This window comes from Paenibacillus sp. FSL H7-0442 (assembly GCF_038593105.1).
GTDB classification, from domain to species: Bacteria; Bacillota; Bacilli; order Paenibacillales; family Paenibacillaceae; genus Paenibacillus; species Paenibacillus polymyxa_D.
In genome coordinates this window covers 1,494,694-1,510,810 of record NZ_CP151963.1, presented here as the reverse complement: position 1 = coordinate 1,510,810, position 16,117 = coordinate 1,494,694, and the positions used below count along the sequence as shown (strand labels likewise).

Sequence of the window (16,117 nt, the reverse complement as noted above, 5' to 3'; positions counted from 1 at the left end):
ATTTAAATAATCATTTTATGAAGTTTATGAATTCATTCCCATCATACGATAAATTTGCTCCATATCTAAATGAGCCCGAACCACCTCTGCGACACGGTCAAACTCTCGTTCCTTGGCTTCACGTACAGTAAAAGTGCTTTCTAAAGGTGCCAAGCCCTTGGCTTGTCGCAATCCATCCAGCCAGCATCGGCGAAAACGGTCATTATCAAACACACCGTGCAAATAGGTTCCCCATATTTTACCGTCTGTCGTACCCCAGCCTTCCTCAAAAACTGTTCCTTCGCCACGCCGGATATGGAATAACCTTTTCATTTCGCTTAGTTTTAAAGTTCCATCTGTAGGTGCGTATGGTTCCGTAACATACTCCGTAACGCCCATATGTATTTCATAACCTTCAATGCTTGGCTTAGAGGCATAACCCGAATCAGGCGTAGCGCTAAGCAAAAGCGGACAATGATTAGACAGGGTTCCTTGTACGCGTACGGTTTGCTTTTCCTTCAAAAAGGTCGTGGACAGAGCCAGCCAACCTAACCCCTCTGCCTGCTGCGGCAACCCAGATTCGACGGCTTCGGGATCAAATAGCGCTGTACCCAGCATCTGATAACCTCCACAAATGCCAACTAGCTGTGTGCAGCCGGTATTCATAGCCTGCCGAATGTCTTTCTCCAGACCTCTCTCACGCAATTCCAACAGGTCTCCAATGGTGTCTTTGGTCCCCGGTAAGATAATGGCGTCCGGTACGCCCAACTGTCCGGCTTCTGTGACATAACGAACACTCACATCCGGCTCTGCGGCCAGAGCATCCGTGTCCGTAAAATTGGAAATCCGCGGATATCGTATCACTGCAATATCCAGTTCTTTATCCTTTGCAGATAGCTTGGGCTTCTTATCCAGTACTACCGAATCCTCTGCTTCAATGCGAATGTCTGGTAGATAGGGCAATACACCGAGTACAGGAATGCCTGTCCGTTCCTCCAGCCAGTCTAATCCCGGCTGCAGCAGAGACAGATCGCCTCTGAATTTGTTAATGATAAATCCGCGGATACGCTGTACTTCATGGGGTTCCAGCAACTCGATGGTTCCTACGAGAGAGGCAAAAACACCGCCCCGGTCGATATCTGAAATAAGCAACACTGGAGCATCCGCCCAACCTGCCAGATTCATATTTACGATATCGCGGTCCTTCAAATTAATCTCTGCCGGGCTGCCTGCCCCTTCCATAAGGACAATATCATAGGTATCGCGCAACCGATTCAGAGCATCCATAACGGTCTGCTTGGCTTTTGGCAAAAAATCCCTCCGGTAATCGGAGGCGCTCATATAGGCATAAGGTACACCGTGTACAACAATTTGTGAGTGCATATCTTTGACCGGCTTAATCAGAATCGGATTCATGTCGGTCGTGGCCTCAATACCGCAGGCCTCAGCCTGCACCCCCTGAGCGCGTCCAATTTCCTTGCCGTCTTCGGTAACATAAGAGTTTAACGCCATATTTTGCGACTTAAACGGTGCTGGACGATATCCGTCCTGCGTAAAAATACGGCAAAGCGCAGTCGTCACCACGCTTTTGCCCACATCCGACGCTGTTCCTTGAAGCATCAATACGGCTGCCGGGCTCGTGCAGGACGGTTCGAAAGTTGACAATTGCCTCTTCCCCTTTAACGAATTCATTTCAAATCTGGTCACAACCCGTACAAAATGACAATAAACAACAATAAAACAGTCTCCAGCAATTCGTTTAAAGTTCCGTATATATCTCCCGTAAGTCCACCCAAGCGGCGGTTAATACGGTTTGCCGTGAAGGTTCCAACACCGTAAGCCAAGAGCGGAATCAACACAAAACCTATCGAGATTGGAAGGCTTTCAGAATATGAAGGCAAGGTTTGTAAGCATGATCCTGCCAACGACAGATTCCCAGTATCCCTTGTTGCTGTAGCCAAACCTGCCAGAAGATATTGTCCTACGGCAGCACTCAGGGTCACTAATACAGCCCAGAATACGGCCAACCCTACGCGGCCACCACTCATATCAGCAAAACGCGCAGCCAGTCCATCATCATTACGGGCTTTAGGCCAGCGCTTCATCGCATGTACCATAAACCAGCGGCTCCAAACCATCGGAAGCAGCAGCAAGCCAGACACATTCCGTTCAACCAGCACCGTATATAGCAAAGAAGCCTTGAGCATGAGCAGCAACACGCAAGCAATAACGCCCATTGCCCCTACACGGCTATCCTTCATAATCTCCAGCATCCGTTCACGGGATCGGTAGCTGAACAAGGCATCAGCTGCATCCATCCACCCGTCCAAATGCAATCCACCCGTCAACCAAACCCAGACAACAAGAGTAAGAATCGTACACGGCAACGGCGGCAGCACCATAGAAGCAAGCGCCGCAAAGCCCCAGACGATGATGCCAATGACCACTCCCACCAGCGGATAATAACTTGCACTGCGTTTAAGCAAATCCGGGGAAAAATCCAATTCCGCCTTCACCGGAAGACGCGTTAAAAATTGAAAAGCAGCAGCAACAGCCTGACGTTCGCGGCTCATAGCTTATATTCCAGCCGTTTGAGTTCTACGGGAATACCCGCCGTCACCAAAAATACTTCATCACAAAGACGGGCAATCCGCTGATTCATAACCCCACTCAAATCCCGATACAGCCGACCAAGCGGATATTCGGGCACAATGCCGTCACCAACCTCGTTGGTCACGATGACAAGCTGCCCCGGATACTGCTCCACAGCTGCCGTCAGTTCATTAATGGCAACTTTGGACGCAGCTTCGCCGTCCTCGCCTGCGGCCAGCAGCACGTTCGACAGCCACAGGGTCAGGCAGTCGACTAACACCATAGGCGCGGGTGATGGCTGCGACGCTTGATCGCCGCCAAGCCGTCGCAGCAGCTCCGGCAGCGCCTGCGCTTCCTCCAGCGTCTGCCAGTCGTACCCGGCAGACTCGCGCTGGACCCGATGAAGGGCGATGCGCTCCTTCATCTCCATGTCGTAGGCCTGCGCCGTTGCAATGTAGCATGCGCCAGGCGCGCGCGACATGCATAATCGCTCGGCAAAGCCGCTTTTCCCGCTGCGTGCCCCGCCGGTCACGAGCGCTTTCATCGCTGCGCGGCTCCCTGACCGTCCGATACGCCTGCATCGGCAAAGGTCGCCATTTCGCGCATAATGCGGCACGCCGCATCAATCAGGTGCAAGCTAAGCGCACCACCTGTGCCCTCCCCGAGCCGCATGTCCAAATGAAGCATGGGCTCCAGCTTGAGCTCGCGGAGCACCGCCGCGTGCCCGCGCTCGTCCGAGGCGTGCGAAGCGAGCATGTACGCAGCGCTTGCAGGCGCAAGTGCACGCGCTGCGAGGGCAGCTGCGCCGGAAATAAAGCCGTCCAACACGACTGGACAGCGATGTGCGGCTGCGCCGAGGATAACTCCTGCCAAGGCGGCAATCTCCAGACCGCCGACCTTAGTGAGCACGTCGAGCGCATCATTTGCATCTGGCTGGTTCACGTCCAATGCGCGGCAGACAACCGCTATTTTGCGGGTAAGCCCAGCCATATTTACACCCGTTCCCCGGCCTACGATAACTTCCGGCTCTAGCCCGGTAAGAGCACATACGACCGCAGCGCTGGCTGTGGTATTCCCGATGCCCAGCTCTCCAGTAACGAATAGCCGTGTGCCACCTTTGACCGCTTCTATTACAGCTCCAGCTCCGGCCAAAATCGCCTGTTCCGCTTCCGTACGCAGCATCGCTGGCCCTTTAGCTATATTCGAAGTACCCATGCGTACCTTTCGGTCCACCAGATTCGCGTGAGCGACATCCGCATTCACGCCAACATCTACCACCTTGACATCTGCGCCCGCATGGCGTGCCAGCACATTAATTGCTGCGCCACCTGACAGCATGTTATACAGCATTTGCTGTGTAACCTCAGCCGGAAAGGCACTGACTCCCTCTTCACACACCCCGTGATCCGCAGCCATGACCATAACCGTTTTACGATCGAATTCAGGCTTATCCACTCCTGTAATTCCTGCTAGCTGAATGACCACACTTTCCAACTTTCCAAGACTTCCCGGTGGCTTTGTTAATTGGTCCAAATGGGCTGAAGCTGCCGAGGCCGCCACCCCATCCGGCTGGGCAATGCTATCGATCAGCTGACGCAGCTTGTCGTTCATACCTTCCACTCCCTGCTCTTTTTAAGTGTGTTTCATCGTTTATTTAATCTGCTGTATCCGAAGCGCTCCTGCGCAGCAAGAGCTGCGGCACACCGCTATCAGGATGCGGAAGCATCACAGGCTCAACACCGTATACTCGTCGAATCCGATCCTCAGTTAATAACTTCGATGAAGCTCCCAATCCTTCAACCATTCCATCCTTGAGTACAAGCAAATCTTCGCAAAATTGGGCTGTCAAGTTAAGATCATGCAAGACCGCAATGATCGTCACACCCGTTTCTTGGCGCCAATCTGCCAGCAGTTCCATAAATTCAAGCTGATAGCGCAAGTCCAGATAGGTCGTAGGCTCGTCCAGCAGCAATATTCGTGGCTCCTGCACCATTACTTTTGCCAAAGCTACACGCTGTCGCTGTCCCCCACTCAAACGGTCTAATGCTCTGTCCGCCAGCGTGGTAAGACCCAATCGCTCCAGCACGCGATCCGCGATCGCCTCCACATCAACACCCTTTTCCCTGCCTAGCCAGTCCTGATGGGGAAAACGTCCCATTTCTACGACTTCCCTGACGGTGTATCCCACGGGAGGAAGCCCTTCCTGTTGGAGTACGGCTATGAGTCGGGAAAGCTCTTTCCTGCTGTAGCTACCGACCTTTTTGCCATAGATATGAACGTTTCCCGAAGTTGGCTGATCTACACCGGAAAGCAAATGCAACAAGGTCGATTTTCCACTGCCGTTCGGACCAATAATCCCCCACCAAGTTCCTTCGTCGACGCTCCAGCTTATATTTTTTAAAGCATGGAACTCTCCATAGGCACGTGTCAGACCCACTACCTCTAATGCCCGATCACGCACCTTCTGTGATTCACTTTGTTCTGTCACAGCAGTCCCCCCCTGCGCAGCTTCTTGTTTCGGTACAGGAGATATGCGAAGAACGGTGCCCCAACAAAGGCCGTCATCACGCCCAGAGGAATTTCTGTGGGGGCTAACAATGTGCGAGCCGCCGTATCTGCCCAAGCCATAAAAACAGCTCCGCCGAGCGCAGATAATGGAACAATCATACGGTAATCAGGACCTGTCACCAGACGAATGATATGCGGTACAACGAGTCCAACAAAGCCAATCACGCCACACACCGAGACAGCGGCTGCTGTCAGCAGCGTGGAAATAATCAGAACAGATAGCTTCGTCGCATCTACATGAACTCCCATGTGCGCCGCCTGACGTTCACCCAAAGCCAAAATATTCAGCACACGTGCCCGGTTCCATAGAAATACCAGCCCTATGACCACATAAGGTAAAAGGATTCCTGTATATGACCAACCGCGCAGACTAAGACTTCCCATCGTCCAGTACAATATTTCATTGACCGTCTCCTTCGACATGGCTGTCAGAAAGGAAACAACCGCTCCCAGAAAGGATTGCATCACCACACCCGACAAAATGAGACTTTGTGTCGGAATTTTCCCACCTTCCCGTGCCAACGTCAGCACCATCCACAGCGTAAGCATTCCGGTCGTAAATGCCACTAGCGGCAGCGTCCATATGCCAACAAATGAAAATTGAAGGCCCCAATAAATCAGTACTGCCGCTCCTACCGAAGCCCCCGAGGATACCCCCAGTGTATACGGATCAGCCAAAGGATTACGCAGCACACCCTGAAATCCGGCTCCCGCCAGCGCCAGCGCTGCTCCTACCAACATTCCCAGTAACACTCGTGGCAATCTGACCTTCAAAATAATCTGCTCTGAGGATGTATTCCAATCCGGTGTAAACGTATCGCCTAACCACGGTAGGTGGTTAACCAGAATGCCCGTGATTTGGCTGACCGGAAGCTTGGCCGAGCCGATGCCAAGACAGAGCAGCAGCGTCAGCAACAGCAGGACAAGACCTGTCCCTCCAAAGCCGATCAGTTTACGGTTCATTTGAAAATTTCAGGATACACGCCCTTGGCCACTTCCTTGAGACCTTCCGTTACGCGTGGACCCGGACGACTGATCAAATTATCATCCACGGCAAACACCCGGTTGTGGCGAACAGCCGATATTTGATCCCATCCACTGCGAGCTTTAATGATATCACCGAGCGTCTGGCCCGTTTTGTCGTCCTTGACACTTTTGCTGTACAAAATCACGTCAGGGTTCGCAGCAATAATATTTTCCTCACTGATTTGGTACCACCCCTTCTGCGTGGCACCTACATTTTCGCCGCCCGCCAACGTAATCAGCTCGTCCATAAACTCGCCTTTACCCACTGTCCAGCCTGGTGAAAACTCGACGTATACCCGCAGCTTCTGCCCTTTACCGATATTTTTAATTCCTTCTTTTACTTCTGCTACATCTGCTCTCATCTTGTCAGTCACCGCTCTTGCTTCTCTCTGATGATCGGTGATTTTCCCATACAATTCGATGTTAGCCATGACATCTTCCACTGTCTTCGGTTCCGTTTTAAAAATCATAATTCCCATGTCGCGCAGCTTGGTCGTAGCCTGTTCACTAAGTGATATCCCTGCAAAAACGACTTCCGGGTTCGCAGCAATGATCGCCTCTTCGTTCGGTTTCATAATACCGCCCACTTTAGGCTTTTTCGTAGCTGCTTCCGGGTAATCAGAGTAGTCGGAGACGCCGACAATTTCCTTATCCAGCCCAATGGCGAACAACGCCTCGGTTTCTGCCGGGGAGACGGAAACGATTTTATCCGGCGCTTTTTTGAATGTAAATTCCTGTCCTGTTGCATCTTTAACTGTGAGCGGGTAAACCGTTTTGCCCGGAGGCTCTTGTGCGTTTACTGCCTGTCCCGGCTGCTGTGAAGAAGCCTGACCCTCTTTATTTTCTGCATTTTTTCCATTAGCGCCACATGCACTCAGCACAACTGCCAAAATCAGAGCCAATAGACCTGTTGTCCACACCTTTATTTTTTTTCCTGCCATGATTTGCACCCCTTCATAAATAAATCGTTAAGAGCGTTACTTGAACATCATCAGATATCTTCTAAATCTAGCCTTCTTTTCCTATCAAAAACCCCCGCATCCTCATATCAGGACACAGGGGTCACGTTAGCGCAGATCGTGCGCAGGCGGCAGCTTCTTTCCGCATGGACAGTCACTGCGAACACGTCATCCTTTCCTCGAAGGATTATGGTGACAGGCGGACGGGCAGGTATCCTGACTTATGGTAAAATACATGTCCTGAAATTCTTTCATATGCTTAGTAACATATAAAGAGGACTAACGGGCATGTTTCCATTTACAGTGGCGGGACCGCGCCGGATTCACACCGACTTCCCTTTTAACAGCGCAGGGAGGGAAACCATAGTTTCATCACGCTGCGCCGACCTCGTCTGCTGGATATTTGATGTAGTGGTAGTCAAGCCGTTCTTTTACTTGATGATTATAGGTTAAAATGAGGCGGCTTACAACCCAAACAGCCTCTTTATCCGCTGGTGTCTAACCTAATGAGGAAGCATTTCCGCTATGTAATTGTGCGGTCCTGCCAGCCTCAATTGAATCCTTAATGCTTCTCCCGGCTTCGGATTCAGACTCCAAAAATCATGGCCCGGTATCAGCATGCAAGCTAGCTGACGAATTACGCCACCATGCGTAACGACCAAAACAGAGGGCGACGTAGCAGTCAAATCCATGGGTTGAACTTCCATAGCAACACGCCATTCATACAGAGAGTCAAGAAATTTGCGCAGACGATTTACAAAATCTGTCCAAGACTCTCCACCAGGTGGGGTGATCCGTTGCGGCTCATCAATCCAAGCCCGATACAACGACACATCCTTGAGCATGTCATACGTTTTTCCATCCCACTCGCCAAAATGAAGCTCTCGCAGACATGGTTCCATCATAGGAGGCATAGTAGATAGGGAACGCCCAGACGTCAACTCTGATTCCGGCACAATGATCTGCAAGGTCTGGCGACATCGCATTAAGTCGCTGCAATAGATTCGAGCAAAGGACTGACCTTGCAATTTTTCCTGCAAAGGCTTTAATTCCTGCTCTGCCCCCGGTAGCAAACCTAAGTCGGAGTGTCCCAGATATCGACGTTCCTTGTTCCATAAGGTTGTGCCGTGACGAACTAACACGAGCTCCATATCCCAATGCAGATCTTCTTTAGCATCATACGGCACCTTATCCTCCTGTGAGTTCGGTCTTTGTGCGTATTCTACTGTCCTTTTTGCTGCTATATCTTGTTTCAAGAAATGTCACTTCCTGCTCGATCATTATTCAGTGTGTCACTCCTCACCCTCACCGCACCCATCCCAAGGCAAAACAACCTGCGGCTCCTAACAAACACAATCCTACAAACATACTGGACACGGCGAACATCAGCTGGATCGTATGCCGTATATCTTTCGACTCTAGCGGTCGTATCCAATCCCCCATGTATGCACGAAAGGAGCGCACGCCATGATACACATTATATCCTCCAAGACGAATCCCCAATGCACCAGCAACAGCCGATTCCGGGAAGCCACTGTTCGGACTTGGGTGCAGACGAGCGTCTCGCTTGACTGTGCGCCAGCTTCTTGCAGCATCTCGTTTGTACATCCACGCCGCTATCACAAGCATTGCCGCTGTCAGGCGTGCTGGAATGTAGTTAGCCACATCATCTAGACGTGCTGAAGCCCAGCCTAAATGCAGATACTTTTCATTTTTGTAGCCAACCATGGAATCGAGCGTATTCACAGCACGATAAGCCAGCGCCAAGGGTGCTCCCCCGATCAAGGCATAAAAAAGCGGGGAAATAATCGCGTCCACGATATTTTCAGCGACCGTTTCAACCGTACCGCGTACAATCTCAGGCTCATCAAGTTGCTGCGTATCCCGCCCGACTATCATGCCCAGCTCCCGCCGTGCCGCAGCCAGGTCATCCGCCTGCAACGCTCGGTAGACTGCCATTCCTGCATCCTTTAGTCCTTTGGAAGCAATCGTGGTCGCAATCAGCACTATTTCTGCGCCGACAGATAACCACGGATGAATCCAGGCAAGCAATTGCAACAGCGCCCAGGCGAGCGCAAAGGAGCCTCCCGCCACAATGAGTGGAAGCAGTATACCCGCACGTTTCAGCCCCCGGTCACTTCGGACCTGGCGGCGAATCAATTTTTCCAATGCCGAAATGGCATGTCCCATACCGATGACTGGATGCGGCAACCACCTCGGATCACCGATCATCCTGTCCAAAAGGTAGGCTGCCAGGATAATCAAGCTAACTGTCACGCCGCTGTTCCTCCTCCAGCACTTCACCCAATACAGATAGCAGCCTGTCGTTGGCTTCTGCATCCTTGACCGCAATCCGAAAATGGCTCGTCGTCAGTCCCGGATACATAGCACAGCTACGTATAAGAACTCCGCGTTGTCCAAGCGCCTGCTGAATAGCCGATGCACTCCACGTACCCGGCGCCCTTGCCAGCACGTAATTGGCTTCACCGGGAACGACACCGCAGCCCCATTCCGCCAAGGCGGTTAACAGACGGTTGCGCTCCGCAGCAATCAGCTCCTGTGTTTGGTGCTCATATGCTTGCCCACTTCTCAAACACGCCTCGCCAGCCAGCAACGCCAATCCATTCACACTCCAGGTCACCTGTTTGGCCGTCATTCGCCGGATATAGTCCGGATGAGCAATCGCATAACCCAATCGTAGGCCAGGAATGGCATAAAATTTGGTCATTGACCGGATCAAAATCACATGAGGATAGCGATCCAGCACAGGCAGCAGTGAGATTCGCCGTTCCAGCGGAATAAAATCAATGAATGCTTCATCCACCACCAGCACGGTCCCCGTTGTGCCAGCCGCCTCTGCCAGCTCGCACAGCTCTTGCTCACCATACTGCACACCGTTTGGATTATTCGGCTGCCCGAGGAACAAAACATCTACCTGCTCCATGAGCTGAAGGATGTCCTCCACGTCCGCCTTCCATTGAAGCGAGGCCTTCCCATACACCCGGTTGACCTCGGCTCCGAATTTGCCAGCCAGCTCGGCATATTCCGAAAAACACGGCTCCACTGTACCCACACGCTTAGGAGCTAGTCCCAATAACAAGAGCGCCATGCTCTCAGCCGCTCCGTTTCCGATACTTAACGACTCCGGTGGAACATGCAGTCGCCGTGCGAGCATATTTTTAAAATTCCGATGCCCAGGGTCTGGATAGCGAATCACAGTGTCAAATGAGTGTTGCAGCGCCTCAAGCACCTCAGGCGGTGGACCAAGCGGATTAATATTTGCACTAAAATCTACAAAATCAGCAGCAGTCCCGCCAAATGTCGCCGCAGCTGTTTCCCTGTCCCCGCCATGACCGTAAACCTCTATCATTGCCTCTCATCCTTTCCGCCCGTTTCCAATCATTTAGCTCCATTATGAGGCTGCTTTTTGCGTCCCGTCAATGCAAATGAGCTTTTGTACATGGCTCACTTGGGTTACAATAGAAGGAGGCACACATAAAATTACACAGTTTATATACGGAGGAATGGACATGCTGTTCATCGACAACCAGGGGATACACGATCCAGCCATTAATCTTGCTATTGAGGAATACGCGCTCAAGCATCTACCGCTGGACGACAGCTATTTGCTGTTTTACATTAATCAGCCTTCTATTATTATAGGCAAGCATCAAAATACCATTGAAGAAATCAACGCCGAGTTTGTCAGAGATAACAATATTCAAGTCGTTCGTCGCCTGTCCGGCGGCGGTGCTGTATATCATGACCTCGGTAATTTAAATTTCAGTTTTATTACCAAGGATAACGGGGAGTCCTTTCATAATTTCCTTAAATTTACGCAACCTGTGATTGATGCTCTGCGCCAAATGGGAGTAGAAGCTGAAATGACAGGCCGCAACGATCTGCAGGTCGGAGAACGTAAAATTTCAGGAAACGCCCAATTTGCCACACGCGGACGTATGTTCAGCCACGGTACATTGATGTTTAACCTGAATCTGGACAATGTGGCTGCATCACTGCATGCCAATCCCGAAAAATTCAAATCCAAAAGCACTAAATCTGTCCGCAGTCGCGTAGCTAACATCAGCGAACTGATGGACCGTGAGATGACCATAGAGCAATTTCGCGAGGAACTGTTGCGTTTCATATTCGAATCAGAATTGGATCAAGTACCTCAATATAAGCTCACCGATACCGATTGGGCCAAAATCCATGAAATATCCAAAGAACGCTACCAATCGTGGGATTGGAACTACGGTCTATCCCCCGAGAGCAATATCAAGCACACACGTAAATTTCCAGTCGGTATTATTGATATCCGCATGGATCTTAAGGAAGGCTACCTCCGTGATATTAAAATCTATGGGGATTTCTTCGGTGTGGGTGACGTTGCTGATATTGAAAACATCCTGCGCGGCAAGCGTTATGATGAAGGTGAGGTACGTCAAGCCTTATCCTCTCTCGATTTGAAGCACTATTTTGGTAATATTGAGTTGGACGATTTTGTTGGACTTGTATTTTTGGAAGACTAACCGTTACTTTTTCCCATCGTTTCAAACCAATACTTCAGTGGTTATAAGGGGACAGGCTCTTATAGGAGCCGTCCCCTTTTCCTTGCGATATTGTCATTTTGAATATTATAAGATACAATTTTAGCATTGCCCCATGATAGAGATAAAGGAGAGAATACCGATATGTATAAATTAATTGCCATTGATATTGATGATACACTCATTAACGACCAAAAAGAAGTTACACCAGCGACACAACAGGCATTAGAAGCTGCTGTAGCGAAAGGTGTGGTGGTTACCCTCGCTACTGGACGAGCTTATGCCTCTGCACACAAAATTGCTCGCCAGACTGGTTTGAACGTGCCGATCATTACGTATCAAGGAGCTTTGGTTAAAAACCTGCTGGACGAAAACGTGCTGTATGAGCGTTATGTTCCACTCGTGGCTGCACGTCGTCTGTATGAATTCTGCGTGGAACGCAATCTGCATCTACAAACGTATATTGATGACAAATTGTACACACGTGAAGATAATCAGAAAATCAAAGATTACACGGAGCTGAACAACACGGAATATTTTGTAGAGCCTGTATTCAGTAAAGTTATAGAGCAGCCGGCTCCTAAATTGCTGATTATCGACGAGCCGGAAGTGTTGGATGAATTAATTCCTGAACTTCGCGTACTGCTTGGCAATGAAGTTCACATTACAAAATCCAAGCCTCACTTTCTGGAAATTATGCACCATGAAGGCACCAAGGGTCACGCGCTTACCTTCCTTGCAAACCATTTTGGCTGTGAACTGTCGGAAACGATTGCCATCGGCGACTCTTGGAACGACCATGAAATGCTTGAATGCGCTGGTCTCGGCATAGCGATGGAGAATGCCATTCCTGATTTGAAGAAGCTGGCTGATTACATCACTCGCAGCAATAACGAAGATGGTGTTAAGCACGCCATCGACAAATTCGTACTCAATGTTGAATAAGCAAAAAGTGCCTGCTCCCATAATTCTTAAATAAAGTAATACAACAACAAAGCCTCCAAACTGTCGCATGATCAGTAACATACGACAGTTTGGAGGCCTTTTCTGTCAGATCATATAATAACCTGACCGCTATAAAATATCAGGCAGCAGAACGTAACTTACGCCTGTTCACCAAACGGATAATTCCATTGTTCATAAGGATTAGTCCGGTCACAATGAGCAGCACCCCAACCAGCATCCACCAGCTTACATGCTCTCCATACAACAACGCTCCCAAGCCCACCGCAATCGGCGGTGATATATACAGCCACGTCGTCGGAAACAGGGGATTTGTACGCTCCATGAGCCAGTAGAACAGTGTATGTGCAATCATCGAACCAAACAGGATCAGATAGAGTAAAGACCCCATGGCAGGAAGGTACTGCCACCCCTCAGAACTCCACGGTTCCGTGATCGCAGACAGTAACAGCAGCATCCATCCCCCATGGATCATTTGCGCCGCATTCAGGGCAATCGGGTTCGTTTCACGAAATACATCCATCACTCGCTTGGAATAAAGAGCTCCCCCTGAATAACACAGCTCCCCCAGCAAAATAACAAGGCATCCCGCCAGCCACAGACCACTGATCTGAACCGCCAATCCGGGCAGCACAACCAGCACCACACCAAGAAAGCTGATCATGCAGCCAACGACCGTAATCCGTGACGTTTTTTGCCGTAGCAGTACAGATTGCAAAATGACGATCATCATCGGCCCAGTAGCTGACAGAATAGCTCCGATCCCGGAGCTGACATATTGCTCTGCCCAATACAAGGCCGAAAAGGTACCGAAGGTCGTTCCTGCTCCAATCAGCAACATTTCCTTACGCCATAATAACGACCATTTCACCTTTCCGGTCAGCTTCATAGCAATAAATAATATCGCACCTGCGGCGAAAAAACGTACCCCTGCCGATAAAAACGGCGGAAGCCCGGCTTCCACTCCCACTTTTATGGCCAAAAACGTTGTGCCAAAAATAAGACACATTACTGTAAACGCGATCCCAATCATGATACGTCCCTCTCCCTTCAGTTGCTTTTAAGCATACAGGGAGACGAACAGAACAGTTGTATAACTACAGAACAGTTGTATACGTTTTTGAAGTGCTATATAGTACAATACACACAAAGGAGCGTGGATAGCATGGGTAAGAACAACAGCGAACTACTTTTTCCAGCCGATCATGCCTTAAAGCTGTATGAGCAGGTTATCCATTATGTAACTGTGCGGATCGATCGCGGGGATTGGCAAACAGACATGAAGCTGCCGTCCGTACGAAGCTTGGCTCAGGAGCTGGGTGTACATCGGCTAACTGTTTTCCGGGCATATCAGGAGTTGAAGCAACGAGGACTGGTCTATGTAAGGGACAAATCAGGATATTACGTTCATGCTTCCCAAGCGACTGGACATGCAAAATATGCTGGCTACTCGAGACATACGTCCATAGACCTCACGATTCACTCCAAATCTGCCCATGCGGCAGATGATCCGTCAGTTTCAGCCTGGAGAGGAATGGATGGACTTACCCGCGTTCAATCAGTGAATGCGAATTTCCAGTTTTCCAAAGCGCTGATTGACCCCTCTCTCCTGCCCAACCGATTTTGGGGAGAGCTGATGATGCAGGTTTTTGAAAAGCATCCGAAAGTAGCAGCCACCTATTCCGCTGTACAGGGTGATACCGAGCTTCGGGAGGCCATGGCGCAGCATTTTAGCGTGGATAAGCATTTTGCTTTATCACCGGATGAAGTGATGATTACCTCGGGAGCACAGCAAGCCATTGATTTAATTGCCCGATCTCTGCTCCATACAGGAGACCGTGTATTGATCGAACGCCCTGCTTATGGTCCTGCCATGGAAATATTCCGCAGACAAGGCGCACGTCTGACCATGACCGATATTCGACCAGAAGGATATGATATGGACCAGATTGAGTGGTGCATGAAAACGGAAAAACCACGTCTCTTTTATATGAATCCGACATTCCACAACCCGACGGGCTTTACGGTCCCCGATGAGCAACGCAAACGACTGCCTGAACTAGCCGAGCGCTACGGCTGCCTCATTGTTGAGGATGACAGCACCTATGACATCAGCTTTGGGCAAAAGCCTCCTTCTCCGATTTTCGCCTATGATGTTTCGGGAAGCGTCGTCTACATTCGAAGTTACAGTAAATATGTCGCACCCGGTCTACGAATCGCAGCCGTGACCTGCCGACCACAGCTCATGAACAGCCTGCTCAACGTCAAAGCGTTGGTGGACAATGGATCGCCACTGCTGAATCAAAAGCTATTTTTAGAATACTTTCAATCTCCACGTATGCAGCAGCATATTAAAAAACTATGTATCGCGCTCCAGATTCGTAAGGAAACGATGGAAGACAGTCTCCGCGATTCCGGTTGGACATGGACCAGCCCAGCGGGAGGACTCAACCTGTGGCTCCAGCTGCCTTCTACGTTGAAACCTAATGAATTACTTGCCAAAAGTGTACAAGAATCTGTATCCTTTGTCCCCGGCAATGTATTTGATCCCATCGGCGCAGAGGGTAAAACGCATGTACGACTGTCCTATTCATACGCCAACGAGCTACAAATCAAAGAAGGAATCTCCGCCCTTCTACGTATCAGTCGAACGATGTAAAGGTAAAATGCACCTTTATTCTAACGGCAAACTCATGCCGGTGTGTGCCAAACTAATCCCTTCCAGAAGCCCATAATTGCGTGTGACATCCACATCATGGGACATATGTGTAAACACTGTGCTTTGGGGCTTAAGCCTTCCTATAAGCTCCTGTGCCTCCAGCATGTCATATACAGAGCGGGTGGCATACTCGGCCTCCTCATGATAAAAACTCGTTCCCAGGACGAGCAAATTCAGATTGTGCAAAGGCAGAATTTCCGCCTCATTTAATCCAATCGAATCCGAACAGTAGGCCCACGAGAAGCCGTCCTTTTCCAGGCGATAAGCGTAGGCATATCCGTTCTTCCCGTGATTCACACGCCATCCCCGGATATTCCACCCGCCAAGTTGGGCTCCCTGATCTACTGGAATAAGATCCAAATTTCCAGAGAGCCAGGAAAATTGCCGCAAGATCGTGTCGATCACTTCCTGTGGCGCGTACAATCGACCTCTGTTCCCAGTCCAGCGACAGGCATCTGCCCATTCTGGTAATCCTCCAATATGGTCAAAATGTGCATGTGTCACAAGGATCGTAGGGATAAAACGCAGATCGCGTAATTCTAGCTGTCTGCGCCAGTCCGGGCCACAATCAATCATAAAGTCCTCCGTCTCGCTTTCGATCAGCACAGACGATCTCAATCTTATGTTCGCCCCTGTCGTGCGAGCTTCTGTGCATACGAGACAATCACAATATACACGCGGAACCCCCATTGCATCCCCCGTGCCAAGAAAAATAAGCCGATTCATGGTTTAACTCCTATCTATTTGGGTCTTTTTACTAC

General features: G+C 50.1%; 15 protein-coding genes and 1 riboswitch. Of the genes, 3 read left to right on the top strand and 12 right to left on the bottom strand.

Annotated features, from left to right (window positions below):
* Positions 1 to 24: 24 nt before the first annotated feature.
* The 10 genes from MHH57_RS06855 to cobD form a co-directional block, all read right to left on the bottom strand.
* Positions 25 to 1,644, bottom strand: a complete 1,620-nt coding sequence (locus MHH57_RS06855) for a cobyric acid synthase (RefSeq protein WP_069012674.1) — start codon at positions 1,642 to 1,644, stop codon at positions 25 to 27.
* A gap of 38 nt (positions 1,645 to 1,682) precedes the next feature.
* Positions 1,683 to 2,552: an adenosylcobinamide-GDP ribazoletransferase gene (gene cobS / locus MHH57_RS06850; RefSeq protein WP_069012673.1), complete on the bottom strand. Its 870-nt coding sequence runs from the start codon at positions 2,550 to 2,552 to the stop codon at positions 1,683 to 1,685.
* Positions 2,549 to 3,115, bottom strand: a complete 567-nt coding sequence (cobU, locus tag MHH57_RS06845; protein ID WP_069012672.1) for a bifunctional adenosylcobinamide kinase/adenosylcobinamide-phosphate guanylyltransferase — start codon at positions 3,113 to 3,115, stop codon at positions 2,549 to 2,551. The genes cobS and cobU overlap by 4 nt, the downstream gene beginning before the upstream one ends.
* The gene (gene cobT / locus MHH57_RS06840) at positions 3,112 to 4,182 is read right to left on the bottom strand and encodes a nicotinate-nucleotide--dimethylbenzimidazole phosphoribosyltransferase (protein WP_029516392.1); all 1,071 of its coding nucleotides are present in this window, start codon (positions 4,180 to 4,182) and stop codon (positions 3,112 to 3,114) included. Before cobT ends, cobU begins: the two co-directional genes overlap by 4 nt.
* A gap of 43 nt (positions 4,183 to 4,225) precedes the next feature.
* Entirely contained in the window at positions 4,226 to 5,059 is an 834-nt protein-coding gene (locus tag MHH57_RS06835; RefSeq protein ID WP_029516391.1) for an ABC transporter ATP-binding protein, read from the bottom strand.
* Positions 5,056 to 6,102, bottom strand: a complete 1,047-nt coding sequence (locus MHH57_RS06830; RefSeq protein ID WP_029516390.1) for an iron ABC transporter permease — start codon at positions 6,100 to 6,102, stop codon at positions 5,056 to 5,058. The genes MHH57_RS06835 and MHH57_RS06830 overlap by 4 nt, the downstream gene beginning before the upstream one ends.
* A complete protein-coding gene (locus tag MHH57_RS06825) occupies positions 6,099 to 7,106 on the bottom strand; it encodes a cobalamin-binding protein (RefSeq protein WP_029516389.1) in 1,008 nt (335 codons plus the stop codon). The genes MHH57_RS06830 and MHH57_RS06825 overlap by 4 nt, the downstream gene beginning before the upstream one ends.
* Positions 7,107 to 7,312: 206 nt before the next feature.
* A riboswitch (cobalamin riboswitch) is annotated at positions 7,313 to 7,505 on the bottom strand.
* A 122-nt stretch (positions 7,506 to 7,627) separates the two neighbouring features.
* Positions 7,628 to 8,380, bottom strand: a complete 753-nt coding sequence (locus tag MHH57_RS06820; protein ID WP_029516388.1) for a histidine phosphatase family protein — start codon at positions 8,378 to 8,380, stop codon at positions 7,628 to 7,630.
* Positions 8,381 to 8,429: 49 nt separating this feature from the next.
* A complete protein-coding gene (gene cbiB, locus MHH57_RS06815; protein WP_069012422.1) occupies positions 8,430 to 9,401 on the bottom strand; it encodes an adenosylcobinamide-phosphate synthase CbiB in 972 nt (323 codons plus the stop codon).
* A complete protein-coding gene (cobD, locus tag MHH57_RS06810) occupies positions 9,391 to 10,494 on the bottom strand; it encodes a threonine-phosphate decarboxylase CobD (RefSeq protein ID WP_069012423.1) in 1,104 nt (367 codons plus the stop codon). The genes cbiB and cobD overlap by 11 nt, the downstream gene beginning before the upstream one ends.
* 160 nt (positions 10,495 to 10,654) lie before the next feature.
* Between cobD and MHH57_RS06805 the strand changes: the two genes are divergently transcribed.
* Both MHH57_RS06805 and MHH57_RS06800 read left to right on the top strand, forming a co-directional pair.
* Positions 10,655 to 11,656: a lipoate--protein ligase gene (locus tag MHH57_RS06805; protein WP_069012426.1), complete on the top strand. Its 1,002-nt coding sequence runs from the start codon at positions 10,655 to 10,657 to the stop codon at positions 11,654 to 11,656.
* A 162-nt stretch (positions 11,657 to 11,818) separates the two neighbouring features.
* On the top strand, positions 11,819 to 12,619 hold the full coding sequence (locus MHH57_RS06800; RefSeq protein WP_029516384.1) for a Cof-type HAD-IIB family hydrolase: 801 nt from the start codon (positions 11,819 to 11,821) through the stop codon (positions 12,617 to 12,619).
* Positions 12,620 to 12,758: 139 nt separating this feature from the next.
* Here the strand turns inward: MHH57_RS06800 and MHH57_RS06795 are convergent, their stop codons facing one another.
* Positions 12,759 to 13,670 carry an EamA family transporter gene (locus MHH57_RS06795; RefSeq protein ID WP_029516383.1) on the bottom strand — a complete coding sequence of 304 codons (912 nt, stop codon included), beginning with the start codon at positions 13,668 to 13,670 and terminating at the stop codon, positions 12,759 to 12,761.
* 132 nt (positions 13,671 to 13,802) lie between these two features.
* Between MHH57_RS06795 and MHH57_RS06790 the strand changes: the two genes are divergently transcribed.
* Positions 13,803 to 15,296: a PLP-dependent aminotransferase family protein gene (locus MHH57_RS06790; protein ID WP_069012424.1), complete on the top strand. Its 1,494-nt coding sequence runs from the start codon at positions 13,803 to 13,805 to the stop codon at positions 15,294 to 15,296.
* Positions 15,297 to 15,311: 15 nt separating this feature from the next.
* Here the strand turns inward: MHH57_RS06790 and MHH57_RS06785 are convergent, their stop codons facing one another.
* The gene (locus MHH57_RS06785) at positions 15,312 to 16,082 is read right to left on the bottom strand and encodes an MBL fold metallo-hydrolase (protein WP_029516381.1); all 771 of its coding nucleotides are present in this window, start codon (positions 16,080 to 16,082) and stop codon (positions 15,312 to 15,314) included.
* Between the last annotated feature and the right edge of the window lie 35 nt (positions 16,083 to 16,117).

Excerpts from the sequence above, each read along its gene's own strand:
- MHH57_RS06790 (WP_069012424.1), top strand. The coding sequence starts at position 13,803 with ATGGGTAAGAACAACAGCGAACTACTTTTTCCAGCCGATCATGCCTTA.
- MHH57_RS06800 (WP_029516384.1), top strand. The coding sequence starts at position 11,819 with ATGTATAAATTAATTGCCATTGATATTGATGATACACTCATTAACGAC.
- MHH57_RS06830 (WP_029516390.1), bottom strand. The coding sequence starts at position 6,102 with ATGAACCGTAAACTGATCGGCTTTGGAGGGACAGGTCTTGTCCTGCTG.
- MHH57_RS06785 (WP_029516381.1), bottom strand. The coding sequence starts at position 16,082 with ATGAATCGGCTTATTTTTCTTGGCACGGGGGATGCAATGGGGGTTCCG.
- cobD (WP_069012423.1), bottom strand. The coding sequence starts at position 10,494 with ATGATAGAGGTTTACGGTCATGGCGGGGACAGGGAAACAGCTGCGGCG.
- cobS (WP_069012673.1), bottom strand. The coding sequence starts at position 2,552 with ATGAGCCGCGAACGTCAGGCTGTTGCTGCTGCTTTTCAATTTTTAACG.
- MHH57_RS06805 (WP_069012426.1), top strand. The coding sequence starts at position 10,655 with ATGCTGTTCATCGACAACCAGGGGATACACGATCCAGCCATTAATCTT.
- MHH57_RS06825 (WP_029516389.1), bottom strand. The coding sequence starts at position 7,106 with ATGGCAGGAAAAAAAATAAAGGTGTGGACAACAGGTCTATTGGCTCTG.
- cobT (WP_029516392.1), bottom strand. The coding sequence starts at position 4,182 with ATGAACGACAAGCTGCGTCAGCTGATCGATAGCATTGCCCAGCCGGAT.
- MHH57_RS06795 (WP_029516383.1), bottom strand. The coding sequence starts at position 13,670 with ATGATTGGGATCGCGTTTACAGTAATGTGTCTTATTTTTGGCACAACG.
- cobU (WP_069012672.1), bottom strand. The coding sequence starts at position 3,115 with ATGAAAGCGCTCGTGACCGGCGGGGCACGCAGCGGGAAAAGCGGCTTT.